This window comes from Microbacterium sp. Clip185 (assembly GCF_028743715.1).
Lineage (GTDB): Bacteria > Actinomycetota > Actinomycetes > Actinomycetales > Microbacteriaceae > Microbacterium.
On sequence record NZ_CP117996.1, the window covers coordinates 1,455,969 to 1,481,958 of the forward strand.

Annotated in this window: 26 protein-coding genes, 1 tRNA gene and 1 other RNA gene; 19 read left to right on the forward strand and 9 right to left on the reverse strand. The window is 68.4% G+C overall.

Going from position 1 to position 25,990, the window contains the following annotated elements:
- Positions 1-2 precede the first annotated feature (2 nt).
- Positions 3-2,729, reverse strand: a complete 2,727-nt coding sequence (aceE, locus tag PQV94_RS06990; protein ID WP_274288038.1) for a pyruvate dehydrogenase (acetyl-transferring), homodimeric type — start codon at positions 2,727-2,729, stop codon at positions 3-5.
- 170 nt (positions 2,730-2,899) lie between these two features.
- Here aceE and PQV94_RS06995 point away from each other — a divergent pair.
- The 7 genes from PQV94_RS06995 to PQV94_RS07025 all read left to right on the forward strand — a co-directional run bounded on the left by PQV94_RS06995 (position 2,900) and on the right by PQV94_RS07025 (position 6,952).
- A tRNA-Val gene (locus tag PQV94_RS06995) sits at positions 2,900-2,972 on the forward strand.
- Between the two features lie 145 nt (positions 2,973-3,117).
- Positions 3,118-3,411, forward strand: a complete 294-nt coding sequence (locus PQV94_RS07000) for a WXG100 family type VII secretion target (protein ID WP_274288039.1) — start codon at positions 3,118-3,120, stop codon at positions 3,409-3,411.
- A complete protein-coding gene (locus tag PQV94_RS07005) occupies positions 3,411-4,070 on the forward strand; it encodes a hypothetical protein (RefSeq protein ID WP_274288040.1) in 660 nt (219 codons plus the stop codon). Before PQV94_RS07000 ends, PQV94_RS07005 begins: the two co-directional genes overlap by 1 nt.
- Positions 4,071-4,111: 41 nt before the next feature.
- Positions 4,112-4,423 carry a hypothetical protein gene (locus PQV94_RS07010; protein ID WP_274288041.1) on the forward strand — a complete coding sequence of 104 codons (312 nt, stop codon included), beginning with the start codon at positions 4,112-4,114 and terminating at the stop codon, positions 4,421-4,423.
- Positions 4,424-4,451: 28 nt separating this feature from the next.
- A complete protein-coding gene (locus PQV94_RS07015; RefSeq protein ID WP_274288042.1) occupies positions 4,452-5,222 on the forward strand; it encodes a hypothetical protein in 771 nt (256 codons plus the stop codon).
- A 2-nt stretch (positions 5,223-5,224) separates the two neighbouring features.
- Complete coding sequence (locus PQV94_RS07020) at positions 5,225-5,944, forward strand: hypothetical protein (protein ID WP_274288043.1); 720 nt, start codon at positions 5,225-5,227, stop codon at positions 5,942-5,944.
- A 93-nt stretch (positions 5,945-6,037) separates the two neighbouring features.
- Positions 6,038-6,952 (forward strand): hypothetical protein, encoded by a 915-nt coding sequence (locus PQV94_RS07025; protein ID WP_274288044.1) that lies wholly within the window; start codon positions 6,038-6,040, stop codon positions 6,950-6,952.
- A gap of 11 nt (positions 6,953-6,963) precedes the next feature.
- On the opposite strand, the gene PQV94_RS07030 is transcribed toward PQV94_RS07025, so the two are convergent.
- Positions 6,964-7,740 (reverse strand): helix-turn-helix transcriptional regulator, encoded by a 777-nt coding sequence (locus tag PQV94_RS07030; RefSeq protein WP_274288045.1) that lies wholly within the window; start codon positions 7,738-7,740, stop codon positions 6,964-6,966.
- Between the two features lie 49 nt (positions 7,741-7,789).
- On the opposite strand from PQV94_RS07030, the gene PQV94_RS07035 reads away from it, so the two are divergent.
- Entirely contained in the window at positions 7,790-8,230 is a 441-nt protein-coding gene (locus tag PQV94_RS07035; protein WP_274288046.1) for a DUF2000 family protein, read from the forward strand.
- A 10-nt stretch (positions 8,231-8,240) separates the two neighbouring features.
- On the opposite strand, the gene PQV94_RS07040 is transcribed toward PQV94_RS07035, so the two are convergent.
- From PQV94_RS07040 to PQV94_RS07060, 5 genes are all read right to left on the reverse strand, one after another.
- Positions 8,241-8,894, reverse strand: coding sequence for a PKD domain-containing protein (locus PQV94_RS07040; protein WP_274288047.1), 654 nt, complete (start codon positions 8,892-8,894; stop codon positions 8,241-8,243).
- A gap of 119 nt (positions 8,895-9,013) precedes the next feature.
- On the reverse strand, positions 9,014-9,532 hold the full coding sequence (locus PQV94_RS07045; RefSeq protein WP_274288048.1) for a hypothetical protein: 519 nt from the start codon (positions 9,530-9,532) through the stop codon (positions 9,014-9,016).
- A 217-nt stretch (positions 9,533-9,749) separates the two neighbouring features.
- Positions 9,750-10,568: an ABC transporter permease gene (locus PQV94_RS07050; protein ID WP_274288049.1), complete on the reverse strand. Its 819-nt coding sequence runs from the start codon at positions 10,566-10,568 to the stop codon at positions 9,750-9,752.
- A gap of 28 nt (positions 10,569-10,596) precedes the next feature.
- The gene (locus PQV94_RS07055) at positions 10,597-11,601 is read right to left on the reverse strand and encodes an aliphatic sulfonate ABC transporter substrate-binding protein (protein WP_274288050.1); all 1,005 of its coding nucleotides are present in this window, start codon (positions 11,599-11,601) and stop codon (positions 10,597-10,599) included.
- Positions 11,602-11,650: 49 nt separating this feature from the next.
- Positions 11,651-12,457 (reverse strand): ABC transporter ATP-binding protein, encoded by an 807-nt coding sequence (locus PQV94_RS07060; RefSeq protein WP_274288051.1) that lies wholly within the window; start codon positions 12,455-12,457, stop codon positions 11,651-11,653.
- A 141-nt stretch (positions 12,458-12,598) separates the two neighbouring features.
- Between PQV94_RS07060 and PQV94_RS07065 the strand changes: the two genes are divergently transcribed.
- The 3 genes from PQV94_RS07065 (at position 12,599) to rnpB (ending at position 15,386) form a co-directional block, all read left to right on the forward strand.
- Positions 12,599-13,330, forward strand: coding sequence for a zinc ribbon domain-containing protein (locus PQV94_RS07065; protein WP_274288052.1), 732 nt, complete (start codon positions 12,599-12,601; stop codon positions 13,328-13,330).
- 19 nt (positions 13,331-13,349) lie between these two features.
- A complete protein-coding gene (locus tag PQV94_RS07070; protein ID WP_274288053.1) occupies positions 13,350-15,011 on the forward strand; it encodes a bifunctional 3'-5' exonuclease/DNA polymerase in 1,662 nt (553 codons plus the stop codon).
- Between the two features lie 14 nt (positions 15,012-15,025).
- Positions 15,026-15,386, forward strand: an RNA gene (gene rnpB / locus PQV94_RS07075) — RNase P RNA component class A.
- A gap of 17 nt (positions 15,387-15,403) precedes the next feature.
- On the opposite strand, the gene PQV94_RS07080 is transcribed toward rnpB, so the two are convergent.
- Both PQV94_RS07080 and ppgK read right to left on the reverse strand, forming a co-directional pair.
- On the reverse strand, positions 15,404-15,688 hold the full coding sequence (locus PQV94_RS07080; RefSeq protein ID WP_274288054.1) for a DUF6966 domain-containing protein: 285 nt from the start codon (positions 15,686-15,688) through the stop codon (positions 15,404-15,406).
- A gap of 113 nt (positions 15,689-15,801) precedes the next feature.
- A complete protein-coding gene (ppgK, locus tag PQV94_RS07085; protein WP_274288055.1) occupies positions 15,802-16,599 on the reverse strand; it encodes a polyphosphate--glucose phosphotransferase in 798 nt (265 codons plus the stop codon).
- A 68-nt stretch (positions 16,600-16,667) separates the two neighbouring features.
- On the opposite strand from ppgK, the gene PQV94_RS07090 reads away from it, so the two are divergent.
- From PQV94_RS07090 to PQV94_RS07125, 8 genes are all read left to right on the forward strand, one after another.
- A complete protein-coding gene (locus PQV94_RS07090) occupies positions 16,668-16,853 on the forward strand; it encodes an SPOR domain-containing protein (protein ID WP_137416882.1) in 186 nt (61 codons plus the stop codon).
- A 62-nt stretch (positions 16,854-16,915) separates the two neighbouring features.
- Positions 16,916-18,253 carry a glutamine synthetase family protein gene (locus PQV94_RS07095; protein ID WP_274288056.1) on the forward strand — a complete coding sequence of 446 codons (1,338 nt, stop codon included), beginning with the start codon at positions 16,916-16,918 and terminating at the stop codon, positions 18,251-18,253.
- Between the two features lie 7 nt (positions 18,254-18,260).
- Entirely contained in the window at positions 18,261-21,260 is a 3,000-nt protein-coding gene (locus tag PQV94_RS07100) for a bifunctional [glutamine synthetase] adenylyltransferase/[glutamine synthetase]-adenylyl-L-tyrosine phosphorylase (RefSeq protein ID WP_274288057.1), read from the forward strand.
- A gap of 48 nt (positions 21,261-21,308) precedes the next feature.
- Complete coding sequence (locus PQV94_RS07105) at positions 21,309-21,926, forward strand: hypothetical protein (RefSeq protein WP_274288058.1); 618 nt, start codon at positions 21,309-21,311, stop codon at positions 21,924-21,926.
- 108 nt (positions 21,927-22,034) lie between these two features.
- Entirely contained in the window at positions 22,035-22,631 is a 597-nt protein-coding gene (locus PQV94_RS07110; RefSeq protein WP_274288059.1) for a copper resistance CopC family protein, read from the forward strand.
- Between the two features lie 37 nt (positions 22,632-22,668).
- Positions 22,669-23,217, forward strand: a complete 549-nt coding sequence (locus PQV94_RS07115; RefSeq protein WP_337994372.1) for a copper chaperone PCu(A)C — start codon at positions 22,669-22,671, stop codon at positions 23,215-23,217.
- Positions 23,217-24,443 carry a Dyp-type peroxidase gene (locus PQV94_RS07120; RefSeq protein WP_274288060.1) on the forward strand — a complete coding sequence of 409 codons (1,227 nt, stop codon included), beginning with the start codon at positions 23,217-23,219 and terminating at the stop codon, positions 24,441-24,443. Before PQV94_RS07115 ends, PQV94_RS07120 begins: the two co-directional genes overlap by 1 nt.
- Positions 24,444-24,454: 11 nt before the next feature.
- Complete coding sequence (locus PQV94_RS07125) at positions 24,455-25,873, forward strand: PepSY-associated TM helix domain-containing protein (protein ID WP_274288061.1); 1,419 nt, start codon at positions 24,455-24,457, stop codon at positions 25,871-25,873.
- The last annotated feature ends 117 nt before the right edge of the window (positions 25,874-25,990 follow it).

The following is a 25,990-nucleotide window of genomic DNA, read 5'->3' on the forward strand; positions in this document are numbered from 1 at the left end:
TCTCAGCTCTCGCCGCCGGCGTTGCCGGAGGTTCCGGCGTTCACGTCGTGCAGGCGGTACTTCTCGATCGCCTGAGCGATGACGGAGCGGTCGAGACGCCCCTCATCAACCAGGCCCTGCAGGGTGCGCACGACGATCGAGGGGCCGTCGATCTTGAAGAACCGACGCGCGGCCGCGCGGGTGTCCGAGAAGCCGAAGCCGTCGGCGCCCAGGGTGAGGTAGCGGCCCGGAACCCACTGGCGGATCTGATCCTGCACGGCATGCATGAAGTCGCTCACACCCACGACCGGCCCCTGCGCGTCGCGCAGCTTCTCGGTCAGGTAGGCAGTGCGCGGTTCCGCATCCGGGTTCAGGAAGTTGTGCTGCTCGGCGGCGAGACCGTCGTTGCGCAGCTCGGACCAAGAGGTGACCGACCACACGTCGGCGCTCACGCCCCAGTCCTCGCTCAGCAGCTTCTGCGCCTCGAGCGCCCACGGCACACCCACGCCGGAGGCGAGGATCTGCGCGCGGTGTCCGTCGCCAGAGGCCTCGGAGATGCGGTGGATGCCGCGCACGATGCCTTCGACGTCGACGCCCTCCGGCTCAGCGGGCTGCACGATCGGCTCGTTGTAGACCGTGATGTAGTACATGACGTTCGGGTCGGGGTGGTTGCCGCCGTACATCCGCTCGATGCCCGAGCGCACGATGTGGGCGATCTCGTAGCCGTAGGCGGGGTCGTACGACACGGTCGCCGGGTTCGTCGAGGCCAGCAGATGCGAGTGACCGTCGGCGTGCTGGAGTCCCTCACCGGTCAGCGTCGTGCGACCGGCGGTGGCGCCGATGATGAAGCCGCGGCCCATCTGGTCGCCGACGGCCCACTGGGCGTCGCCCGTGCGCTGGAAGCCGAACATCGAGTAGAAGATGTAGACCGGGATGAGCGGCTGACCGTGCGTCGCGTACGAGGTGCTCGTGGCGGTGAACGCCGCCATGGCGCCGGCCTCGTTGATGCCGACGTGCATGATCTGGCCCTGCGGGCTCTCCTTGTACGCAAGGAGCAGCTCGCGGTCGACCGAGGTGTAGTTCTGGCCGTTCGGGTTGTAGATCTTCGCCGTCGGGAAGTAGGCGTCCATACCGAACGTGCGGGCCTCGTCCGGGATGATCGGAACGATCCGCTCGCCGAAGCCCTTGACGCGCAGCAGGTCCTTCAGCAGGCGCACGAAGGCCATGGTCGTCGCGATCTCCTGCGTGCCCGAGCCCTTCTTCGGCAGGGCATATGCCTTGTCGTCCGGCAGCTCCAGACCGACGTGCGTGGTGCGGCGCTCGGGGAGGAACCCGCCGAGCTGGCGACGGCGCTCCACCATGTACCGGATGGTCTCGTCCTGCGCTCCGGGGTTGTAGTACGGAGGCTGGTACGGGTTCTCCTCGAGCTGCGCGTCCGAGACGGGGATGTGCATCGCGTCGCGGAAGTGCTTGAGGTCGTCGAGGGTCATCTTCTTCATCTGGTGGGTCGCGTTGCGACCCTCGAAGTGCGGACCCAGGCCGTAGCCCTTGATGGTGTGCGCGAGGATGACCGTCGGCTGACCCTTGTGCTCGACAGCCGCCTTGAACGCCGCGTACACCTTGCGGTAGTCGTGGCCGCCACGCTTGAGGTTCCAGATCTGGTCGTCCGTGTAGTCCTTGACCAGGGCAGCGGCGCGCTCGTCACGACCGAAGAAGTTCTCGCGGATGTACGCGCCGTTCTCAGCCTTGTAGGTCTGGAAGTCGCCGTCGGGGGTGACGTTCATGAGGTTGAGCAGGGCACCCTGGTCGTCGTTGGCGAGCAGCGAGTCCCACTCGCGGCCCCAGATGACCTTGATGACGTTCCAGCCCGCACCGCGGAAGAAGCTCTCCAGCTCCTGGATGATCTTTCCGTTGCCGCGGACGGGCCCGTCGAGGCGCTGCAGGTTGCAGTTGACGACGAAGGTCAGGTTGTCGAGACCCTCGTTCGCGGCGACCTGGAGCTGGCCGCGGCTCTCGACCTCATCCATCTCGCCGTCGCCGAGGAACGCCCAGACGTGCGAGTCGGACAGGTCCTTCATGCCGCGGTTGGTGAGGTACTTGTTCGTCATCGCCTGGTAGATGGCGTTGATCGGGCCGAGGCCCATCGAGACGGTGGGGAATTGCCAGTACTCGGGCAGCAGGCGCGGGTGCGGGTACGAGGGAAGCCCGAGAGGTGCTGCCGACTTCTCCTGGCGGAAGCCGTCGAGCTGCTGCTCGCTCAGGCGACCCTCGAGGAAGGACCGCGCGTACATGCCGGGGGAGGCGTGGCCCTGGAAGAAGACCTGGTCGCCGCCGTTCGGGTCGTCGAGGCCGCGGAAGAAGTGGTTGAAGCCGACCTCATAGAGGGCTGCCGACGAGGCATAGGTCGAGATGTGGCCACCGACGCCGATGCCCGGGCGCTGCGCGCGGTGCACGGTCATGGCCGCGTTCCAGCGGATCCATGCGCGGTAGCGGCGCTCGACCTCCTCGTCGCCGGGGAAGTCCGGCTCGTTCTCGGGGGCGATCGTGTTGATGTAGTCGGTGGTGGGAACCATCGGCACACCGAGGTGCAGCTCACGCGAGTCCTGGAGGAGGCTCAGCATGATCTCGCGACCGCGCCCGCGGCCCTTCGCCTGGACGAGCTGCTCCAGCGACTCGCGCCATTCCGCGGTCTCTTCCGGATCGCTGTCGAGGGGGCCCTGCGAGTACGGATCCTGTTGGTTGACAGTCACGAGACGCCTTTCATCACACGGCAGGTCTTGCCGGAAGGAACCATCGGGTTGGTGCGAGCCTTGTCGGCAGTGGACAAATGCACCATCGTCCAGCTTAGCGAGTGTGTAGACGCCCCCGGGTGACATGGCGAATCGGCCCCAGGCCTGGCGCCGCCTAGACTGTCCACGAAGGGCCTTTAGCTCAGCTGGTAGAGCGCCACGTTTACACCGTGGATGTCGTCGGTTCGATCCCGGCAGGGCCCACCGTATGCGGCAGCGAGGGTGAAGCACACCGGTCGGGGGGGCGCGCGTCGCGAAGGCAATATCGCACTTCTCCACATCCTGACAACAGCCGGATTCGCGCGGGCCGATCGTGACATCATCGGGCTGAGTGCGAAGGGGGAGCGCCATGACAGGTGAGCTCAGAGTCGGCGGCTCGCGTATCGAGCTGCTCGTTGCGGAGATGGAGCGTGCGCGTGCGGAGATCGCGCGCATCCTCGACGGGTTGAAAGCGGAACTCGACCGTCTCAGCGGTGAGTGGAGCGGCGACGCCCACCAGGCCTACAAGATCGCCCAGGAGCGCTGGATCGCCAGTATGGCGCAGCTCCACGACGAGTTGGAGCGCATCCGCCGGCGCACCGAGGAGTCGAACGAGGTCTTCAGCGACGCCCAGCGCGCTACCCAGCGGCTGTGGAGCCAGTGATGGCGGAGATGGCAGACATCCAGCAGCGCCTCAGTGAGCTTTACCGCGATGATCCGGACGTGTGGATGCAGGGGGACGAGTCCGAATCCATCCGTGTGTCGGTCGATGGCGACGGCAAGGTCGACGCCGTGCGCTTCGCGCAGAACTGGTGGCAGCGCGTGCGGCCCGAGGATGCCGGCGCGGTCGTTCTGACGCTCGTTCAGGCGAGCCGCGCGGCACGGGGCGAGACCGCCACCGAACTCGGTGCCGATGATGCGGTGCGGCAGCGTGCGAGCGACGCGACGTCGAGCTTCGTGCCGCTTCAGAAGCCCTCCAGTGACCGGCATGAGCTTATGGGCCGACTCGAGACGGTGCTGACGGCGTTCGCGCAACTCGATACCTACCGGCAATCGGTGATGGAGGCGGCGCGCGAGACCGTCGAGCTCCGCAGCCCGTCCGGCGAGGTGACGCTGGAAGTCGTGGGCACCGGAGTCCGGCGTCTCACCATCGATGCACGGAACGCGCAGTTCACCCCCGAGGCGCAACTCGAACGGGAGATCGTCGATCTGTTCGCTCGGGCTCGTGAGCAGCTGGACGTGCGGCAACAGGAAGCGCTCGATGGCCTTCCCGAGCTGAGCGCTGTGGTGAGAGAGGTCCACGCGGCCGAAGGACGCGTGTGAGCGCGCGTGCTCACTGAAGCTCTCGATACATAGGAGGAACGATGAGTCATCAGGACTACGAGGCCGCGCTCGACGACCTCAAGCAGGATGCCACCGCGTGGAGCACGCTGTCCGGGACGTTCGCCGATGTGCGCACGATCGCAGACGGCTGCGAGCTCGGCCGCTACGAGATGGACGGATTCGGCCACATGTCCGGCGCCGAGGCCAACTACAACACCGCGCAACAGACGATCTACACCCTCATCGACAGCGCCGTCGCCGAGTTGCAGAGCGTTTCCGACAAGCTGCTCGAGACCAAGCGGAACTACGAGGCCGCCGACGGCTACTCGCAGTGGCTGCTCGATCAGGGCTGAGTCTGAGTACGGGGAACGAGGAGACACCGTGACAACTGTCATTCCTAGTGATCAGGGCACCTTCGACTCATTGGTCAAGGGCGTCACCGACGGCATCGATGACATGCGCGAAAACCTCGACGAGTGCGTCGAGACCTTCAACCGCAAGAAGGACGACATCTCGTTGTGGGAGAAGTTCATGGAGTGGTTCATGGACCGCATGGGGGAGGTGCGCGACAAGCTGCAGATCGCCGTGGAGAAGTTCGGTGAGTTCTTGGCGACCATCGCCGACTACCTCAGCCCGGGCAACCCGTTCGCGATGTACGCGAAACAGGACGAGTGGATCCTCGTCAAGCAGAAGATCAGTGGTTCTCGCACGACCATCACGGCGGACTACCTCAAAGCAGACACGAGCTGGAAGGGTGACCCCGGTGACGGGTACGGCGCGCTCGCGGGCCGTCAGAGCACCGCGATGGAGACCGTCGTCGGCTACGTCGACGGGATGATCGACTTCCTGAGCGACTATGCGCAGAAGATCCTGAACACGTGGATCGACTTCGCAAAGCGCATTGCCACCTACGTGCTCGACCAGATCAACGCGGGCGCCTCCTTCATCACCGCTGACCCGTTGGAGTGGCTGGACGCTGTGCCGAAGATCGTAACGGTGTGCACGAATCTCGCTCAGCTCGGCGTGGATGCCGTGGCCTCGTTCGGCACCAACTTCACGGATTCCAAAGCTAAGGCGGATCAGCTGAAGCAGGAGATGGCGAACCTCTACGGCTTCCCGAACGGCAGCTGGCCCGCTGCGACTCTGGGCTGATCATGACGCGCGCACCGTTGCATCTACGCCTGCCGCTGGCCGGTTTGCTGCTGGCCGTGGCTCTCGGCGTCTCCGCCTGCGCTCCCTCGGTGGCGCCGCTGGACGGGCCACCGGAGTTCGATGCGAAGACGGCGGGTATCCCGGGTCAGGTCGAGACCTTCTTCGGCTATCTTGCGGGAGGACAGGCGACAGCGGCGTTGCGGATGACCGATCTCGCAATCGATGAGAGCGCTGCGGATGCTCCGTTTCTCGGCGACGAGGTGTACGAGACTCTGACGGATCGGCCGACGCTCAAGAATGTGGGCGAGCCGAAGATCTCCGACGATGGCGATGACGCCGAAATCGATGTCACGTATGCCGTGGGGGCCGACGAGCGGTCGGAGACCGTGCGACTCGAGTTCGTGGAGAAGAGCGGCGGCGTGCCGGAGCACTGGGTCTTGCTCGTCGATTCGGGGTCGGAGGGCTTCGATGCGACGGGCACTTCCGACCTGCCCTCCGGTACGCGCTACAGCGTGAACGGGGTGGACGTCACCTCAGCGTTCGAGAACCTGTCCGGGTCGTCGCCGCGTGTCATGGCGTTCGCCGGGACCTACCCGCTGGAGATCACTGTGCCCGGCGCGACGCCGATGACCGAGACGATCACCGTCGATGTCGACACGCTCTTCGGCACGACGAGCGCCGACGGGAAGCTGTCTGGGTTCGCCGACTCGCTCGGCGGCTGAGGTGCGAGAAACCCCGAGGCGCTTCGCTGTCGCTGCTGACCTCACGTGAACGCATCCGGACCCGTACCCCGCTCGCGGCTCTCGCGTGAACTCTTGGCGGATCAGCCACATTGGAAGGGCGTCCCGGAGAAACTCGACCGAGCGTGGGCGTGGCTGGAATCGCACCCCGTCGCCTGGGCTTTCGAGCTCACTGCATCCCTGTCGGTCTCCGAGTGGTTCGACGGTGAGGCGCCCGAGGACGTCCTGCCCTTCGCCGTGGTCAGTGGCGACGGTTCGCTCGCCGCGCTGTGGCTCGACGGCGAACGGATGCGGGTCGTCCTCCTCGGCTCGGAGGGTGACGGTTACGTACTGGCGGATGACGCCGAGCAGTTCGTACAGCTGCTCGCGATCGGTTACGACGAGCTGACGCGCGACGAACTGGGGCGGCCGCCGGCGAACGTCGACGCCGTGGCCGCCGCGGGGAAGTTCCGGACCTGGGTCCGCGGCGAGCTTGGGCTCGAGGTGCCGCCGGAATGGCCCGCTGTCGGCGACGACGAGTTCACGATGTGGCTGGATGCTCGGTTCGGCAAGGAGCCCACGATCGGGCCTGCGCCCGCGGGGGAGGCTGCGCAGACGGAGATCGGCGGTGACGTCGACACGCTCATCTCGATGCTCGGACGACCCGACGGTGCGGCGGTGACCGAGGATCTGGGCGCTCTTCTGGGCCGTCCGCTCAAGGCCAGGCTTCGCGCGTCGTCGCGTGGACTGCGCCGCGCGGGAATGGAGGTCGAGTCGGACCGGTACGGCATCCAGACGGTCTGGATCGCACTCGCCGACTACCCGCATCCCGACCGGCTGGTCGCGGGGCTCGGTTCCGAATCGACGAAAGCGGATGTCCTCGCACTTCTCGGAGTGCCCGAACGAGAAGGCGAGACCTGGGTGCGCTACATCGTGCGCGGCCGGTACATGCACCTGGAGATGGAGAACGGGACGCTGGCGCGAGTGACCCTGATGACCGGCGCACCCTGACCGCCATCCACTCAGGCTGCGAAGGCGGCCGGGGTGGTGCCGAGTGTGCGGCGGAAATGACGGGTGAGATGAGCCTGATCGTGGAAGCCGCTGCGGGCCGCGGTCTCCGCCGGAGATACTCCGGCGAGCAGGAGATGTCGCGCACGGTCGATGCGACGGCCGATGACGTACCGGTGCGGCGGGATGCCGTACGTCCGCGAGAAGACACGCACCAGGTGGCTCGGGTGTGCATCGAGGAGGCCGGCGGCCTCGTCGATGGTGAACGGTTCGGCCAGACGGTCGTCGAGCATGGTCCGCAGCCGTCGGGCAAGCGGTGCATCGGCGCGCGTCACGATCTCTGTGCCCAGATGTCGCTGGATCAGATCGCCGAGACGCAGCACGACGCCTTCCGCGACCAGGGAGTCACCCCGTGTGCTGAGCGCACGGTGGATCTGTTCGATCATGGCCCGAGAACGAGCTCCCGTGAGAGAGGGGCGGCGAGCGGATGCCCCGATCAGTCCCGCGGGCAGCCAACACTCGTCGAGGTACAGCACGCGCTTGCGGAAGGCAGTCCCGCGCGTCTCTGACTGTCCGTCGTGCGCGACGTGCGGCGGCAGGATGGTCACGCTGGCCGCATCCGCATGCTGACGGCGTCCGTCCAGGTCGTACACGACCGCACCGGTGTCGATCGACAGCACTGTCCAGGCGTCGTGCGTGTGCGCGGGATACGCGTGCTCGGCGAAGGTCGCATGCAGCACCTCTTGGACGAGCGGGACCCCCGGACGCCACGCCGTCACCCGCTCGGTCATGCAAGAAACGTACAAGACCCGCGACCGGTCGCGGCGCGACGATGAACGGGTGACTTCCGTTGACTCTGCATCCATACCCGTCCGCTTCGATACGAAGGTCGTCGTCGTGCTGCGAGAGGACCTCCTACCGTGGCAGGAACTGAACGTCACGGCTTTCCTGATGTCGGGCGTCGCGACGAACGAACCCGGGCTCACCGGCGAACCGTACCGAGACGGCGACGGCATCACGTACCTTCCGATGCTCCGCCAACCGGTCGTGGTGATGTCCGCGGATGCGGCGATGCTGGCCGCGGCGCGAGAGCGTGCGGTACGGCGCGAGCTGCCGCTCGCGATCTACACCGCCGAGTTGTTCGCATCCGGGCACGACGAGGCGAATCGCGCGGCGGTTGCCGCGGTGCCGACGGCGCAGCTTGACCTCGTGGGCGTCGCGCTGCGCGGCCCGAAGAACGTCGTCGACCGGATCGTCAAAGGCGCACGGATGCACGCCTGAGGCGGACGCTTCAGCAGCCGGGACCGCGCGGATTCTGTGCGCACGTCTTGTCGACGAGGGCCGTGCGGGCCTCGAGCACGCTCAGTGTCTGAGGTGCCGCGTTCGCGGTGACCGTCCCGTTGACGACTCGAGTCGTGACACCGAAGTCGACGACGGCCGTATAGGCCACGCTGACGTTGACGGTGTAGTCGCCGGGGGAGGCGAAGGTGTGGCTCGTGGGAGTCGGCGTGAACTGAGCCTGCCCGAGGTCGGCCCACGCTGCGCCGCCCGTCGAGGTCGTGCTGATCGTGCCGTCGCCGTAGTCGAACCGGTACCCGACCGGGGTGAAGCGCACCGTCACGGGGCGATCGAACAGTGTGCCCGCAACGGTGTGCTCGGACGCGCCGGCGATGACGTTGGTGGGCAGCCCTGCAACTCCGAGACCCGCAGGTTCCGCCGTGAACGAGGGCTTCTGCGGACTGAACGCGGCGAGATCGGCCACGGTGACGGCGGGAATCTCCTCGGTCGGCTCGTCCTGGGGGATCTGTTCGTAGAGAAGGTCCATGCCGAACGGGTTCTTCGGCTCTGCGGGTGCGGCACCGCCGCCGTCGGTGCCGCCCTTGGGAATCCACTCCGAGCCGCCGCCGTCGATTCCCGGCTGCGTCTGCGTCCCCTCCACGATCACGGAGGTGCCGTCGGTGCTTGCGCATCCGCCAGTCCATCCAGCGTCGTACTCGCAGCCTCCCGAAGCGGTGGGTGCGACTGTGGCAAGTGCAGCCACGAGAAGCAACGGAACTGAAGCGCTCAACATCGCCCAGCCAGTCCGCTCGGTCGGATCTCGATGACTCTCCTCGCGTCCAGGTCCACGTCCGCAGCGATAGATTGAATAGGCGGTCGGTCCGGCGAGACTAACGAACGGCCGTCAGCGTCCGCGACGCTCACATGAGATACATCGAGGCACACCGCGATTGATGCGATTGGTGGGTTCCAGTCGATGAGCTCAGCGTTGGAGTAGCTACTGTCGCCTGTCACCACAGTGCCATTTGCGTGCATCTGGGACAGGCTCTCCTTTGCTGATGCATTGAGCTCGCCGCCGGTGGCGTCGAACACAGCGGCGAAGGTCGAAGGGTCGCCCGTATCAACGGCATTAGACGCATCGATGTACGCGCGGTAGGTCGCCTCGGCGGCAGCGAAGGCCTCGGCTTCGGACGCGAATCCCGTCGGGGTGGGCGTCGGTTCCGGCGAGGGCGTGGTGCAAGCGGACACGCTCAAGGTCACGAACAGGCCGATCATGGCCGTAATCGAGACGTGACGACGGGACATGTCGCCACGGTAGCCGCGGCCGGGCGGCGCAGGCTGGGCTTATCCACAGGTCGACGGCCCGCATCCGCTCGCCGTGCGCACCGTCGCCCGGTCGAACGTCGGAGCTTTGCGCCAATGTCGGAGGATTCGGGCCGAAACCTCCGACGGAACGCCGAATCTCCGACGTGCGCGCCGACGGGCGAGCTGCACGCGCGTGCGAAGCGCAGGGGAGGAGAGGTCAGCCCCAGCGGCGCACGGCCCAGCGTTGCACGAGGGCGAGCAGGGAGTCGGTGAGCTTGCCGATGACCGCCAGCAGGATGATGGCCAGCACGATCTGGTCGACGCGGCCATTGTTCCCGCCCCTCAGCAGCAGGAATCCGAGACCCATGGACGCGCCCAGCAGTTCCGCCGCCACCAGGAAGAGCCACGCCTGCACGAGAGCGAGGCGAAGGCCGGAGAACAGAGCTGGAAGAACCGCGGGCAGTTGCACCGTGAAGAACAGGCGCAGGCCGGTGTAGCCGAACGAGCGACCCATCTCGACCAGCTGCGCGTCCACGTGACGCAACGCCAGTGAAACGGTCGTGAAGACCGGGAAGAACGCGCCGATCGCGATCAGGATGATCTTTGACTGCTCGCCGACCTGGAACCACACGATCAGCAGCGGCACCCACGCGAGGCTGGGAACGGCGCGGATGACACCGAGCGTGGGGGAGAGCAGCGCGTCCCAGAACCGCGACAGGCCGATGAGCCCGCCGAAAGAGATGCCCAGCAGCGCTCCGAAAGCGAACCCGATGATGACGCGCTGCAGCGAGATGGCAGTGAACTGCCACAGCTCTCCCCGCTGAGCGAGATCAACACCCGCGGTGACGACGGCCTCCGGGCTCGGCAGCTTGTACGCCGGCACGATGGGCGCCGCGGGGTTCGTGAGCAGGAACCACAGCGTGACGAGGACGACCGGCACCACCCAACCCAGCAGGGTCCGCACGCCGCGACGTGACAACGGTCCGCGTGCGGATGCGGTCTGCGCCGTGCGGGGGGCGGTGCCGGTCGTGCTCATCGTCGTGTCGTCCTCTCGGATGCGGGACTCAGCCCTTGGCCTTCTCTGCGAACTCCGGTGCGAAGAGCGAGTCGAGCGCCTTGTCCACCTTGTCCTGCGAGGTCACGTCGCCGAGAGAGACCTGAATCGCACCGATCGGAGCGAGCACGGCCGACAGTGCGGACCCGGGAACGGGATCGATATCCAGTCCCTCGCGCTCGTCGATGACCTTCTGCGCCACGGAGAGATCGATCGCCGCGGCATCGGCAAGCACCTGCGCGGTCTTGTCGGGGTTCTCGAGTGCCCAGGCGCGTGCCCGCTCGTAGGCGTCGACGACGGCCTGGACGACCTCCGGGTGGTCGTTGATGATCGACTCGGTGGCGTTGAGCACGCTGTAGGAGTTGAAGTCGAGGTTGCGGTACAGCAGCTTCGCGCCGCTCGCCTCCGCAGACGCCATGATCGGGTCGAGCCCGGCCCATGCCTGCACGGATCCACCCTGCAGCGCCGCCCAGCCGTCGGCGTGGATGAGGTTCTGCACGGTGACGTCGTCGATCGACAGCCCCTCCGCCTCCAGCGCCTGAACGAGGAAGAAGTACGGGTCGGTGCCGAGGGCGGCCGCGACCGACTTGCCCTTCAGATCGGCGACGGAGGTGATGTCGGAGTCGGCGGGCACGACGAGCGCCGACCATTCGGGCTGAGCGACGACATCCACGATCTGCTGCGGAACGCCGTTGGCTCGGGCAAGGAGCGCGGCGGAGCCGGCCGTGGACCCGAAGTCGATGGCCCCGGCGCGCAGCGCCTCGTTGGCCTTCGACGAGCCCAGCGACTGCACCCACTCGACGTTGTAGCCGTCGGCTTCGAGCCACCCCTGGTCCTTGATGATGAGGCTGAGCGGGTTGTAAGTGGCCCAGTCGAGCTTGATGGTGACATCGGATGCGGCGGCGTCGCTGCCCGCGGGAGCAGGAGCATCCTCCCCGGCAACACAGCCCGAGAGGGCGACGGCGGCGACGGCGAAGCCGGCCAACGCACCGAGGAGACGGCGGGAGCGGGACATGAAGGGCCTTTCGATTGCTGTGGAAAGGGAGGGTGCGGAAGGGAAGAGGTCAGTGGGCGTGGCGATCGATGCCGAGTGCACCGAGAAGATCGGCGCGGAGCTCCGCCAGCTCGGCTGAGCCGCGATCGCGCGGCCGGTCTCCGGGAACTGTCACCAGGCGCTGGATGCGCGCTCCGGCCGAGCCCGGCTCGACTCCCAGCACGATGACCCGGTCAGCGACCTGTAGTGCCTCGTCGACATCGTGGGTGACCAGAAGCGTGGTCGTGGGTGCTTCATCGAGGATCGAGAGCAGGAGGTCCTGCATCTTGAGCCGCGTGAGCGCATCGAGGGCGCCGAACGGCTCGTCGAGCAGGAGCACGCCGGGCCGCCGCGCGAGCGCACGGGCGAGCGAGGTGCGCTGCGCCATCCCGCCCGAGATCTCGCGGGGTCGGTGGCTCGCGAAGGCGGTGAGTCCGATGAGCTCAAGGAGCGATCCGATCCGCTGCGAGCGCTCGTCGCGCGAGAGGTCGGCCGGAAGTCCGAGTGCGATGTTCTCCGACACCGATCGCCAGGGCAGCAGCCGCGGCTCCTGGAAACCGATCGCGACGCGGGCGTCATGCGCGGCGACGGGCTCGCCGTCGATCGACACCGATCCCTCGCTGGCGTGGTCGAGGCCGCCGGCGATGCGCAGGAGCGTCGACTTGCCGGAACCCGAGGCGCCGAGGATGGCGACCAGCTCGCCCGGCTCGACCGTCAGATCGATCCCATCGAGCACGACGTGCGTGCCGAAGGTGCGCCCCAGGCGGTCGAAGTGCAGACGGGATGCGGGCGTTCCCGCATCCTGATGGGTGCGGTCCGTGGCGACGGCGGTGCTCATGGCGGGCTCCTCGGGCGGACGGGGGTCGAGTCCCGAAACTAACGAGCCTCACGGTCCGGAGCACACCGGCCGACACGGGAGGTAACAAGCCGTCACCGGGCTGCCGCCGCGGTGCCCTGTGCGCTGGCGTAGGTTGGAGGGGTGAACGCTGCCCACGCTGATCAGTTGCGCCTGTTGGATCTCGCCGACATCGACGCCCGCCGGGCGCAGGCCGACCACGCCCGGCGCAATCCGCCGCAGGCCGCGCGGATCGGTGAGCTCGTCAAGGCCAAGCAGCAGCTCGCGCAGGAGCTCGCCGCGCGTCTGAACGTCGTCGACGATGTGACGACAGAGCTGCGACGTGTCGAGGGCGATGTGGCGCTGGTCGTCGCGCGTCGCCAGCGCGATGACGAACTGCTGCAGAAGACGGCGAGCGCGAAGGACGCCGTCGGGTTGGAGCGTGAGCTCGCATCTCTCACCCGTCGTCAGGACGAGCTCGAAGAGACCCAACTAGAGCTCATGGAGCGTCTCGAAGCCGCGGAGGCGGCTGTCGCCGAGCAGCAGCAGCTCGTGGCCGCGAACAACGAAGAGGGCTCGCGCCTGTCGGCTGAGGCGAAGGAGACGGTGGAGGCCGCGTCGGCTCTCGAGCAGCAGCTGGGCCGCGACCGGGCCGCCATCGCCGGTTCCGTTCCCGAGCCGCTCCTCGCGCTGTATGAGAAGCTCGCGACGCGCTCGGCCGGGGCGGCGCTCTTCCAGGCCCGCACCTGCGGCGGCTGCCACATGATGCTCTCCGGCACCGACCTCGCCGCGCTCAGGCAGGTCGCCGACGATGTCGTGGCGACATGCCCGGAGTGCGGATGCATTCTCGTGCGCACTGCCGAGTCGGGGTTGTGATCCCGAGCCGCCGGATGCGATGACCGGCCGCGACAGCGGGCCGCCGGCGGCCTGGCGCATCGTCGCAGCAGATGGTGCCCGTGACATCTCCGACGATGCGGGCGGCGCGACAACGACCACCCGCTGGGTGTGGGCCGACACCGCTGCGAGTTACCCCGCGTATCTCGCGGCGGGGGAGCGCGTTGCGCGTGCGTGGGATGCGCGGCTGGCGCGCCGCATCCTGCGCCACAGTCCGCTGAGCCCGGCGAATCTGCCGTGGAGCGCAAGGGATCGATGGGATCTCGCTCCCACCGTTGCCGACGGCGCTGAGACGCTGTTTGCGTTCGATGAGGTTCCCGCCTTCGGCGTGGACGAGGTCGAGGCCGAGTGGCGAGCCCAGCTGGAAGTGATCTCGGCATCTGGGGACCCGGGACGATTGACCCTGCTCATCACGGCTGAATCCGCCGGCGCCATGGTCGCAGCCGAGATGCACGCGGCGGGGCTGCCCTGGCATCGTGCGACACACGAGCGGATCCTGGTCGACACGCTCGGCCGTCGCCCCGTCGGCGGCGGCGCGCCCGACCGCATGCGCGAGGTCGGCGAACGGGTGCGTGCAGCGCTCGGTGACGCGTCGTTGTCGCTGGACTCTCCGCCGCGAGTGCTGCGCGCGCTGCATCGGGCCGGGCTGACGGTCGGCTCGACGAGCAAGTGGGAGCTCGCCCACGTCGAGCATCCGGTGGTGGAGCCACTGCTGGAGTACAAGAAGCTCGCGAGGCTCTACACGGCGAACGGGTGGGCGTGGCTGGACGAGTGGGTACGCGATGATCGCTTTCGCCCCGTGTACGTGCCGGCAGGCGTGGTGACCGGTCGCTGGGCGTCGAGCGGCGGGGGAGCGCTTCAGATCCCACGGCAGTTGCGTCCGGCCGTGCGTCCTGACCCTGGGTGGGTCATCGTCGATGCGGATGTGGCCCAGCTCGAGCCGCGGGTGCTGGCGGCCATGTCGCGTGACACCCGGATGGCGGAGGCTGCGCGCGGGCGGGATCTCTACGAAGGGATCGTCGCGACGGGAGCGGTCGCGACCCGCGAAGAGGCCAAGTATGCGGTTCTCGGGGCGATGTACGGCGCGACCACCGGTGACAGCGGACGCCTCGTGCCGCGTCTGCGGAAAACGTTCCCGACCGCGATGGCTCTCGTCGACGATGCGGCGGTCGCCGGGGAGGACGGCCGCGGGGTGGCTACCTGGCTCGGACGCGGCACGCCCGGCGCGGAGGCGCCGTGGCTCGCGCTGCAGTCGCGCGCCAGCGAAGCGGACGCGGAACAGGGAGTACGCGAGAGCGCGCTGCGCGCCGCTCGCGAACGCGGCCGCTTCACGAGGAACTTCGTGGTGCAGGGCACGGCGGCGGAGTGGGCGTTGTGCTGGTTGGCAGAGATCCGCCGGCGCCTGGATGCGCTGCCGACGACATCAGGGCCGCCCGCATCCGCATCCGGGCCCGCGTTCGCAGACCGCGCGCATCTCGTGTTCTTCCTCCACGACGAGGTCATGGTGCACGCGCCGGAGGAGTTGGCGGATGCGGCTGCGCAAGCCGTGACCGAAGCCGCCGAGGCGGCCGGACGCCTGCTGTTCGGCACGTTCCCGATCGACTTCCCGCTCGACGTCGAGGTCATCCGGCACGATCCGGAGGATGCGGACGCGCCCCGGTAGACTCGGAGCGCGAATGGGTCGGCTGGACGGTCGCGTCGCGGGAAACCGCGCCGAGGAACGTCCGGGCTCCGTAGGGCAGGGCGGTGGGTAACACCCACCCGGAGCAATCCGCGAGACAGTGCCACAGAGAGCAGACCGCCCGGGTTTCGGCCCGGGTAAGGGTGAAAGGGTGGTGTAAGAGACCACCGGGGTCGTGGTGACACGACCCGCAAGGTAAACCTCGTCCGGAGCAAGGCCAGACAGGGGATGATGACGCGGCTCGCCGAGTCCCCGGGTAGGCCGCTGGAGCGGCACGGCAACGTGTCGCCGAGAGAGATGACCGTCCACGGGGCGAAAGCCCCCGGACAGAACCCGGCGTACAGGCCGGCCCATTCGCGCCGCCTGCCGCAGACCTAGTCCCCGCGGGACTCGACGTAGATTCGCTCGCGGAGTTCGTCGAGCCGTCGGTTCACGGGCGCGACCTGATCGGCAGCGACGGCGTGTCCGTTTGCCGGGTGGATGACGAGATCGTTCAGGCTGCCCATCCCGCCGAACACGCCGCGTACGTCGCCGGGATCGCCGCCCGCGGCGAGGCGTTCGGCCGCGCGCGCCGCCCACTGCGCCCAGAACGTCTCGCTCACCGAGGACAGCAGTGCGTGCAGATCCCGCAGCGACTGTTCCAACAGCGTGTCGCCCATCTCGCCTCCTCGGGAACCGGTGCGTTTCGACGCGCCTTCGGCTTGCTCAATGAACGGGTGGCTGCGCATCCGGTCGTTGAGCGAGCGCAGCGAGTCGAAACGCCGGCGCCCGGTCACTGACCGGTGACGGTCTCCTCGAGATCCGGCTCGACGCCCAGCGAAAGTGCCGCAGCGCCGATGATGCCCGCGTTGTTGCGATGCACGGCGGGGACGATCGGGGTGCGCAGGTCGAGCAGATGCAGGAACTTGTCCGCGTGCTTGGACACGCCACCGCCGACGATGAACAGGTCAGGGCTGAACAGGAACTCGACGTGCGAGTAGTACCACTGCAGGCGTTCGGCCCACGCCTCCCAGCTCAGCTCGTCGCGCTCCATCGCGGAGTAGGCGGCGTACGCCTCGGCGTCCTTGCCGTGCTTCGCGCGCTGGAGGTGGCCGAGCTCGCTGTTGGGGATGAGGACGTTGTTGTAGATGACAGCCGAGCCGATGCCGGTGCCGAGGGTCGTGAGGATCGTGAGCCCGTCAACGCCCTTCGCGGCGCCGAAGCGCATCTCGGCGACGCCGGCCACATCCGCGTCGTTGGCGAAGTGGATGTCGCGGCCGAGACCTTCTTCGAAGAACTCCTCGGCGGGGAAGTCGATCCACTTGTCCGAGACGTTCGCAGCCGACAGCGTGCGACCGTTCTTCACGATCGCGGGGAAGGCCACACCGAGCGGGTAGTCGGAGTCCGCGACCTCGAGAGTGTCGAGCACGCTGCGCACCGCATCCAGCACGTCCTTCGGCTCCGCTCCCGAAGGTGTGGACACCTTGATCCGGTCGCTGATCAGCTCGCCCTTTTCGAGGTCGACGATTCCACCTTTGATGCCGGTTCCGCCGATGTCGATACCCACCGCGCGAGACTTCTCTGCTGCCATGGGTTCAGCCTATCCAGCACACGGGTCGCGATCAGTAGGATCGTCTCGAGAGCGATGAGGAGTCTGCCGTGAGCGAAGACAGCGAGAAGTACTGGTACAACCTCACCACCGGTGAGGTGGAGCGAGGTTTCGAGTCTCCGGCGATCGACCGCGCCGGTCCGTTCGACACCGCCGAAGAGGCGGCGAACGCCCCCGAACTGATCAAGCAGCGCTCCGCGCAGTGGGCGGCCGACGACGCCCTCGAGAACGACTGACGCGCCGCTCGGAGCGCATCCCCACCACGTGATCGGGCCCCTGCGGGGCCGGGAGGAAAAGCATGGACAAGCAGCGCGATTTCGTACTGCGCACGATCGAAGAGCGCGGCGTCAAGTTCATCCGTCTCTGGTTCACCGATGTCATCGGAACCCTGAAGTCGGTGGCGATCGCTCCCGCCGAGGTCGAGGGAGCCTTCACCGAGGGCCTCGGCTTCGACGGTTCAGCGATCGAGGGGCTCACCCGCACCTTCGAATCCGATCTGCTGGCCCATCCGGATCCCACGACGTTCCAGATCCTGCCGTGGCGCGGTGAGATCGACCCGACGGCGCGGATGTTCTGCGACATCACCACGCCCGACGGTCAGCCCGCCGTCGCCGACCCGCGTCACGTGCTCAAGCGCACGCTCGCGAAGGCATCGGATGCCGGGTTCACCTTCTACACGCACCCCGAGATCGAGTTCTACCTGCTGAAGTCCTCGACCTACGGCCCGGGCGGCCCCGAGCCGGTCGACTCCGCGGGCTACTTCGACAACGTCCCCGGCGGCACGGCTCACGACTTCCGCCGCCGCTCGGTGCGGATGCTGGAAGACCTCGGCATTTCGGTCGAGTTCAGCCACCACGAGGGCGGTCCCGGTCAGAACGAGATCGATCTCCGCTACGCCGACGCGCTGGCTACCGCCGACAACATCATGACGTTCCGCACGGTCATCAAGGAAGTGGCCATCGAGCAGGGCGTCTACGCGACCTTCATGCCGAAGCCGCTCAGCGGGCAGCCCGGCAGCGGCATGCACACGCACATGTCGCTCTTCGAGGGTGACCGCAATGCCTTCTACGAGGAGGGTGCGCAGTACCAGCTCTCCAAGGTCGGCCGCCAGTTCATCGCGGGTCTGCTGCGTCACGCGAACGAGATCTCCGCGGTCACGAACCAGTTCGTGAACTCGTACAAGCGCCTGTGGGGCGGCGACGAGGCTCCCAGCTTCATCAGCTGGGGTCACAACAACCGGTCGGCGCTCGTGCGCGTTCCGCTCTACAAGCCCAACAAGGGCGGCTCCTCGCGCGTGGAGTACCGCGCCCTCGACTCGGCCGCGAACCCCTACCTGGCCTACGCGCTCATGCTCGCCGCCGGCCTCAAGGGCATCGAAGAGGAATACGAACTGCCGCCCGAGGCCGAGGACAACGTGTGGTCGCTCACCGATTCCGAGCGCCGCGCGCTCGGATACGCACCGCTTCCCGCGAGCCTCGACCAGGCGTTGCAGTACATGGAGGAGTCCGAACTCGTCGCCGAGACGCTGGGCGAGACCGTCTTCACCTACGTGCTCGCCAACAAGCGGCGCGAGTGGGCGGGCTACCGTTCGCAGGTGACACCCTTCGAGCTGCAGAGCAACCTCGAGATGCTCTGAGCCGGCCATGGCCGGCACGGAGCGCTCCTCGAGCAGAACGGATCTCGTCCGTCTCGGACTAGGCGATCTCGAGGCGGCGGAGCAGGCGTTCGACGAATTCGTCGAGCTGCTGACGCTCAGCCGTGCCGAGGTGATCACCGACCTGGGTCTCGCCGCCGACCCGGACGGCGCGCTGCGCTGTGCGAGCCGGATCGCGCGTCGCAACCCGGATGCGGTCGCCGCGACCCTGCGCGATCCGCACGCGCGCCGCGTGTTCTGGCTGCTGCTGGGCGCATCGGACGGATTCGGCGAGTTCTATCTGCGCCATCCGGAAGAGCTCGCAGACCTCGCGACGGCGGGTGAGATCCTGCCGCGGGCGGATGAGATGCAGCGGGAGCTGCAGGAGTCGGTGGGCGCCGAGGACGGCTTCGCCGCATCAGGTGACGAATCAGCCTGGGTCGCGCTGCGCGTGCGCTACCGGCGGCTGCTGGCTCGCATCGCGGCATTCGATCTACGGGCACCGGACGCGATCGATGTGCTCCCCGAGGTGGCTGCGGCACTCGCTGATGCTGCGGGCGCAGCCCTCGAGGCCTCGCTGAGTGTCGCCCGCACCCGCATCTCGCAGGGCCGACCCGGGGGGCTCTTTCCCCGGGAGCAGGTAGCCGCGACGCGCCTGTCGATCATCGGCATGGGAAAGACCGGCGCTCGCGAGCTCAACTACGTCAGCGACGTCGACGTCATCTTCGTCTGCGGTGCCGCCGAGGGGGCCGAGGAGGAATGGGGCGCGAGTCGCCTCATCGACATCGCGACGCGCCTCGCGGTGCAGACGATGCAGGGCATCTCGGGAATCGAGATCGAACCGCCGTTGTGGGAGGTCGATGCGAACCTGCGCCCGGAGGGAAAACAAGGGGCGCTCGTGCGTACCCTCGAGTCCCACCTGTCGTACTACGACCGCTGGGCGGGCAGCTGGGAGTTCCAGGCGCTGCTGAAGGCGCGGCCACTCGCCGGCGACCTGGAGCTCGGACGCGAGTACGTCGCCGCCGTGCAGCCCAAAGTGTGGACGAGCGCCGCACGCGAGAACTTCGTCGACAGCGTGCAGCGGATGCGGGAGCGCGTCACGGATCACATCCCGGCGCACGAGGTGCCGCTGCAGATCAAGCTCGGTCCCGGCGGCATCCGCGACATCGAGTTCACGGTGCAGCTGCTCCAGCTCGTGCACGGTCTCACTGACGATCGCATCCGCCAGCGCGGCACGCTGGACGCGCTGGATGCGCTCGTCGCAGAGGGCTACATCGGGCGGGCCGAGGCCGCAGCTTTCGCCCGCGACTATCGGTTCCTCCGTGTGCTCGAGCACCGGCTGCAGTTGCGCGGACTCCGCCGCACGCACCTCATGCCCGAGAAGGACGATGATCGCCGCGTGCTCGCGCGCGCCAGCGGCGTCGCCGACAGCGCCGCAGGGGTCACGGCGGAGTGGGAGCGGGTCAAGCGCGAGGTGCGCGACATCCACGTGCGCCTGTTCTACCGGCCGCTCCTGTCGGCCGTGGCGGCGCTTCCGGAGGGCGAGCGCACACTGTCCGCCGCGCAGGCACATGATCGGCTCGCGGCCATCGGGTTCCAAGATCCGGCCGGCGCGCTCCGGCACATCGCGGCGCTGACGAGCGGCATCAGCCGAAAGGCCACGATCCAGCGGCATCTCATGCCGATCATGATCCGGTGGTTCGCGGACGGTGTGGATCCCGACTACGGGCTGCTCGCCTTCCGCCGCATCAGCGAGCGGCTGGGGGACACCCCGTGGTTCCTCCGCCTGCTGCGCGACTCGTCGGCGGCCGCCGAAAGCCTCACCCGCGTGTTGTCGGGCTCCCGCTACATCGGCGAGCTGATGGAGTGGATCCCGGAAGCGGCGGCCTGGCTCGACGATCCGGAGCTCTTGCGTCCCCGCAGCGGTGTCGCGTTGCAGACCGAGGCTCGGGCGATCCAGACGCGGCATGAGACCCTCGACGACGCGATGCCGTTCGTGCGGGCCCTGCGCCGTCGTGAGCTGCTGCGCACGGCGATGGCCGCCGTTCTCGGTGTCCTCACAATTGAAGAGCTCGCCGACTCGCTGAGCACGATCACGGAAGTCACCATCCAGGCGACGCTGCGGGCCGTGCGTCGCGAGGTCGTGCCGCCCGAGGACGACGCGCTCGACTTCTCCGTCATCGCCATGGGGCGCTTCGGAGGACGAGAGCTCGGCTTCGGCTCGGATGCGGACGTCCTGTACGTGTATCGGCCGAACGGTGTCGACCCGGAACGTGCGCACGCGCTGTCGCTGAAGCTCGTGCAAGGGCTGCGCACGCATTCCGAAGACCACCGTGTTCCCCTCGATCTGGACGCCGATCTGCGTCCCGAGGGGCGCAACGGTCCGCTCGTGCGATCGCTGGAGTCGTACGCGGAGTACTACGGCCGCTGGTCACTGTCGTGGGAGGCGCAGGCGCTTCTGCGCGCTCGGGGCGTCGCGGGGAGCGTGAAGCTCATCGACGCGTTCACAGAGCTGGCAGACCGCGTGCGGTACCCGGAGCGTGCAGACCCGCAGGGCGTGCGAGAGATCAAACGCATCAAGGCGCGCGTCGAAAGCGAGCGGCTCCCGCAGGGCGTCGATCCGTCGCGCCACCTCAAGCTCGGGCCCGGCGGTCTCAGCGATGTGGAATGGCTTGTCCAGCTACTGCAGCTGCAGCATGCTCACGCCGTGCCGGCGCTGCGCACGACGTCGACCACGGATGCGTTGCGCACCGCCGGGGAGGCGGGGTTGCTGCCTGAGAGCGCGGTTCCGCGCCTTCACGAGGCCTGGCGGTTCGCCAGTCGCCTGCGCTCGGCGAACACCCTGCTGTCGGCGCAGACGAGCGACGTGCTCCCCGCCGACCGACGTCGCCTCGACGGAATCGGGCGTCTGTTGGAGTATCCGCCGCGCTCCGCCTCCCGGGTCGAGGAGGACTGGATGCGGGTGGCACGCCTGTCGCGGCGCGTCTTCGAGAAGCAGTTCTACGGCTGAGCGGCGGCTCGGGTCGAGCGACGCGTCATCGGCTGCGACAATAGGCTCGTGCGCCGTTCCCGTCTTCCTCGCTTGTTGCGCGGGGCGACGTCTGCGGCCGTGGCGACCTTCGTCGCCCTCCTCTCGCATGTGAGCGCGGGCGGCACGGTGCCGGGGTGGCTCGGAATCGCCATCCCCTTCGTGCTGTCGCTCGCGGCGTGCACGGTGTTGACGGGGCGCCGCCTCTCCTTGTGGCGTCTCTCCGTGGCCGTCGTGCTGAGTCAGGCGCTCTTCCACACCCTCTTCGTGCTCGGCTCCTTCGCGGAGCCCGGTGCGGCGCAGGGGCATCACACGATGCACGGCATGGGTGAGATGCCGCCGGCGTCGAGCGCGCCCATGGCCGACGCGCTGCAGGGCGATCCCGTCATGTGGCTCGGTCACGCCGTCGCCGCCGTCGTCACCGTTCTCGCCCTGCACCGCGGCGAGCGCTGCGTGCGTGCGCTCATCGAGCTGACCCGCACTCTCGTCGGCCGTCTCCGCATCCGTCTCGCGCTCGTTGTCGCCGACGTCGAGGTCGACGCCCCCCGGTTCGCGTCCGCCGTCTTCACGCGCGCACTCCGCGTACGCCCGCGCCTCCTCCTCCGAGACATCGCCCGCCGGGGCCCACCTCACCTTCACACGGTCTGATCACGCGGCCTCGACGCCCTGGCGTCGTGTGCTGCGCTTCCGCCTGTCGCCCCGACAGGTGTCCCGTGTGGTGCGGCGCGTCAGCGCGCCGCTGTCGAAAGGTGTCCCATGTCCCTGTCGCGACGTATCGTCGCGGGGATCGTGGTGGCGTTCGCCGCCGTCTTGGCGGTGGCCGCTCCCGCGTCCGCTCACGATGAACTTCTCTCCTCCACGCCCGAAAGCGGGCAACGACTCACCGAAGCGCCCACGCAGGTCACGCTGACCTTCTCCGCCGACGTGCTCGACACCGGTGCGGCGGTGATCGTCGCCGACGCCGAGGGGCACGACTGGGCCGCCACCGAGCCGGTCCTCGACGGCCCGACGGTCAGCGTCGACCTGCAGCCGGACATGCCGGCAGCAGGGTACGAGGTGCGGTGGCGCGTGGTGTCGTCGGACGGGCATCCGATCGCCGGCACCGTGCCGTTCACGATCGGTGACGGCACGCCTCTCGAGCGCACGGCGCAGCCGACGGCTCCGACGGACGACGAACCGGCGGCGCAATCGGACGATCCGACGGCCGACGAGGCCGGTCAGGAGAACGCCGGAGCGCTGCGCATCGCGTTCGTCGGCGCCGCGGGCGCGGGCATCGCGGTCGCGCTCTTCGCACTCATCCTCTTCCTTCGCCGCCGCTCCGACGCGCGCGGCACGGACGACACCGAGCAGTGAGCTCGGCGTCTTCCCCGCCATCGAAAGGCACACCCCTGTGAACATTCCCACCAACCGCATCCGCTTTGCCGCCGTTATCGCGGCCGCTGTCCTCGCTCTCGCCGGCTGCGCGGCCGATGCTCAGCCCGCCGCGACGAGCACGAGCGCCGCCGACGCGATCACGGTCACCGACGCCTGGGTCAAGTCCGCTGGTTCCGGTATGTCCGCCGCCTTCGGCGAGATCAACAACGGCAGCGATGCTGATGTCACCGTCACGGCGGCGTCCACCGCCGCATCCACCTCGGTCGAGCTCCACGAGACGGTCGAGAACGAGTCTGGGCAGATGGTCATGCGCCAGATCGAGGGCGGATTCGTCATCCCCGCCCACGGCAGCCTGACCCTCGCGCCCGGGGGCAACCACATCATGCTCATGGATCTCACCGCGCCCCTGGTGGCCGGCGACGACGTCACCCTCACGCTCACCTACTCAGACGGCACGACCTCGCAGATCACCGCGCCGGTCAAGGACTACGCCGGAGCGAATGAGAACTACGAGAGCGGCGACATGAACATGGACATGAGCGGCGACAGCGAGACGGGCCAGTGATGTCACCGCGAGATCCCGACGACACGGCGGTGCGCACACGGGCTACCCGGCGTCAGTTCCTCCTCGGGGGAGCAGTCGCTGGAATCGGCGCTGCGGCGGCCATCGCCATCGACGCCGCGCTCCCTGCCTCGCCGTCTGCACCTTCGGCGGTCGCGCCCTTGAACGGCGACGTCACGGTGCCGTTCTACGGCGTGCACCAGGCGGGCGTCGACACGGATGCGCAGTCGCACGCCGTCTTCCTCGCCCTCGATCTGAAGCCCGAGGTCGACCGCGACGGCCTCCGCCGGCTCATGCGCACGCTGAGCGACGACGCGGCCCGGATGACGCAGGGAGAGCCCGCTCTCGCAGACTCCGAGCCCGAACTCGCGCTGGCACCGGCCCGCCTCACCGTCACGTTCGCGTTCGGACCACGCTTCGTCGCGGTGGCGGGCGGGGCCGCTCCGGCGTGGTTGGCGCCCCTGCCGGCCTTCGGCATCGACCGCCTGCAGCCGGAGTACTGCGACGGCGACCTCCTGATCCAGGTCGCCTCCGACGATCCTGTGACACTCGCTCACGCCTCGAGGATGCTGCTGAAGGATGCGCGCAGCTTCGCGAGCGTGCGGTGGACGCAGAACGGATTCCGTCGCGCGCACGGGACGGTCAAACCCGGAACCACGATGCGCAACCTCTTCGGGCAGGTGGACGGCACGGCGAATCCCGAGCCGGGCACGGCCGACTTCGACGAGGTCGTGTGGCATCCGAGCGGATGGCTCACCGGCGGCACCGGGGTGGTCGTGCGCCGCATCGCAATGGACCTCGACAAGTGGGATCGGCTGGACCGCCCAGGGCGTGACCAGTCCGTCGGGCGTTTCCAGTCGAACGGCGCGCCGCTGACGGGCACGCAGGAGCACGACGAGCCGGACTTCGACGCGAAGACGCCGATCGGCTTCCCCGTCATCCCCGAGTTCTCGCACATGCGTCGTGCACGCAGCGACGATCGTCGGGAGCGCATCTTCCGGCGCGGATACAACTACGACGACACTCCCGTCGGCGCAGAGATCTCCCGCGCGGGTCTCGTGTTCGTGTCGTTCCAGGCGGATGTGGCGGGCCAGTTCGTGCCGCTCCAGCGGCGCCTGGACGAACTCGACCTGTTGAACCAGTGGACGACGCCCATCGGGTCCGCGGTCTTCGCCGCACCCCCGGGCTGTGCGCCGGGCGGGTTCATCGGCGAGACCCTGCTGGCGTGAGGGAGCGAGTGATGACCGAGACCCTCATCCGTCCGCACCAGGAGCGCCCTCGCCCGGCCCGTCCCCGCGGCGGCTGGTTCGGCGCCCTTCTGCTGCGACTGCATTTCTACGCGGGGCTGCTCGTCGGTCCCTTCATTCTGGTGGCCGCAACGAGCGGGGCCCTGTACGCGTTGACGCCGCAGCTCGAACAGGTCGTGTACGCGCACGAGCTGCATGCGCCCGGGACGGCCACGAGGCTGTCGCTCGCCGACCAGATCAGGTCGGCGGAGGCGTACGTCGGCGACGGAGCGGTGCTGAGCGCGGTGCGGCCGGCCCCGGGACCCGGTGACACCACCCGCGTCATGTTCGCCGAGGACGGGCTCGGAGCCAGCGAGTCGCGCGCGGTGTTCGTCGACCCGGGCACGGGGGAGATCCGCGGAGATCTGACCGCCTACGGGACGAGCGGCGCGCTGCCGCTGCGTACCTGGGTCGACAACCTCCACCGCAACCTCCATCTCGGCGAGCCCGGGCGTCTGTACAGCGAGCTGGCCGCATCCTGGCTTGCGATCATCGTGCTCGCCGGCGGTGCGCTGTGGGTCATGCGCATCCGGAAGGCCCGCGCGAAGCGGGAGCTCCTTCGGCCCGCGGTGCGACGGCGCGGGTACCGGCGCCTGTTCAGCTGGCACGCGTCGGTCGGGATCTGGGTTCTCCTGGGAGCGCTCATGCTCTCAGCGACAGGCATCACGTGGTCCACCTATGCCGGTGCGAACGTCTCCGCTCTGCGTGCGGCGGTCGGCGGTGCCACGCCGGTGCTGCAGACGGATCTCTCGGGTGCGCAGGAGGCGCCGGACGAGCACGCCGCGCACCACGGTGGGGCAGCACCGACGCCGACGGGAGAGGCGAACCCCGCGACGTTCGACGCCGTGCTCGCGATCGCGCGCCGGATCAACGTCAACACGGGCGAAGTCGAGATCAAGCCTCCCGCCGCGCCTGGGCAGGCGTGGACGGTGACCGAGATCAAACGCTCGTTCCCGACGGAGGTGGATGCGGTCGCCATCGACGGGGCCTCGATGCAGGTCGTCTCGCGGGTGGACTTCGCGGACTTCCCGTTGCTGGCCAAGCTCGCGCGCTGGGGGATCGATCTGCATATGGGTGTGCTCTTCGGCTGGGCGAACCAGCTCGCGCTCCTGTTCATCGCCATCGGCATCGGAACACTCGTCGTGCTCGGCTACGCGATGTGGTGGAAGCGCCGACCGACCCGCGGCGGTCGGATGGTCGGGACGGCGCCGGCGCGCGGAGCGATGCGTGCGGCGCCCTGGTGGGGCGTTCTCGCGGTCATCGCTGCCGCTGCGGTCATCGGATGGTGGCTCCCGCTGGTCGGCTATCCGCTCATCGCGTTCGTGGTGGTCGACGTGCTCCTCGGCTTGCGGGCGCGACGGCGACCTCGCTGAGCCGACCGCTCTCTCCGGTGACCGCGGCGCGTGTCCCCGGTCACCGGAGAGAGCATGCTCGGTTATCCCCGGCATCGGCAAGGGTCGGTCGGTGCGGCATCCGCATCCGTAAGCTGG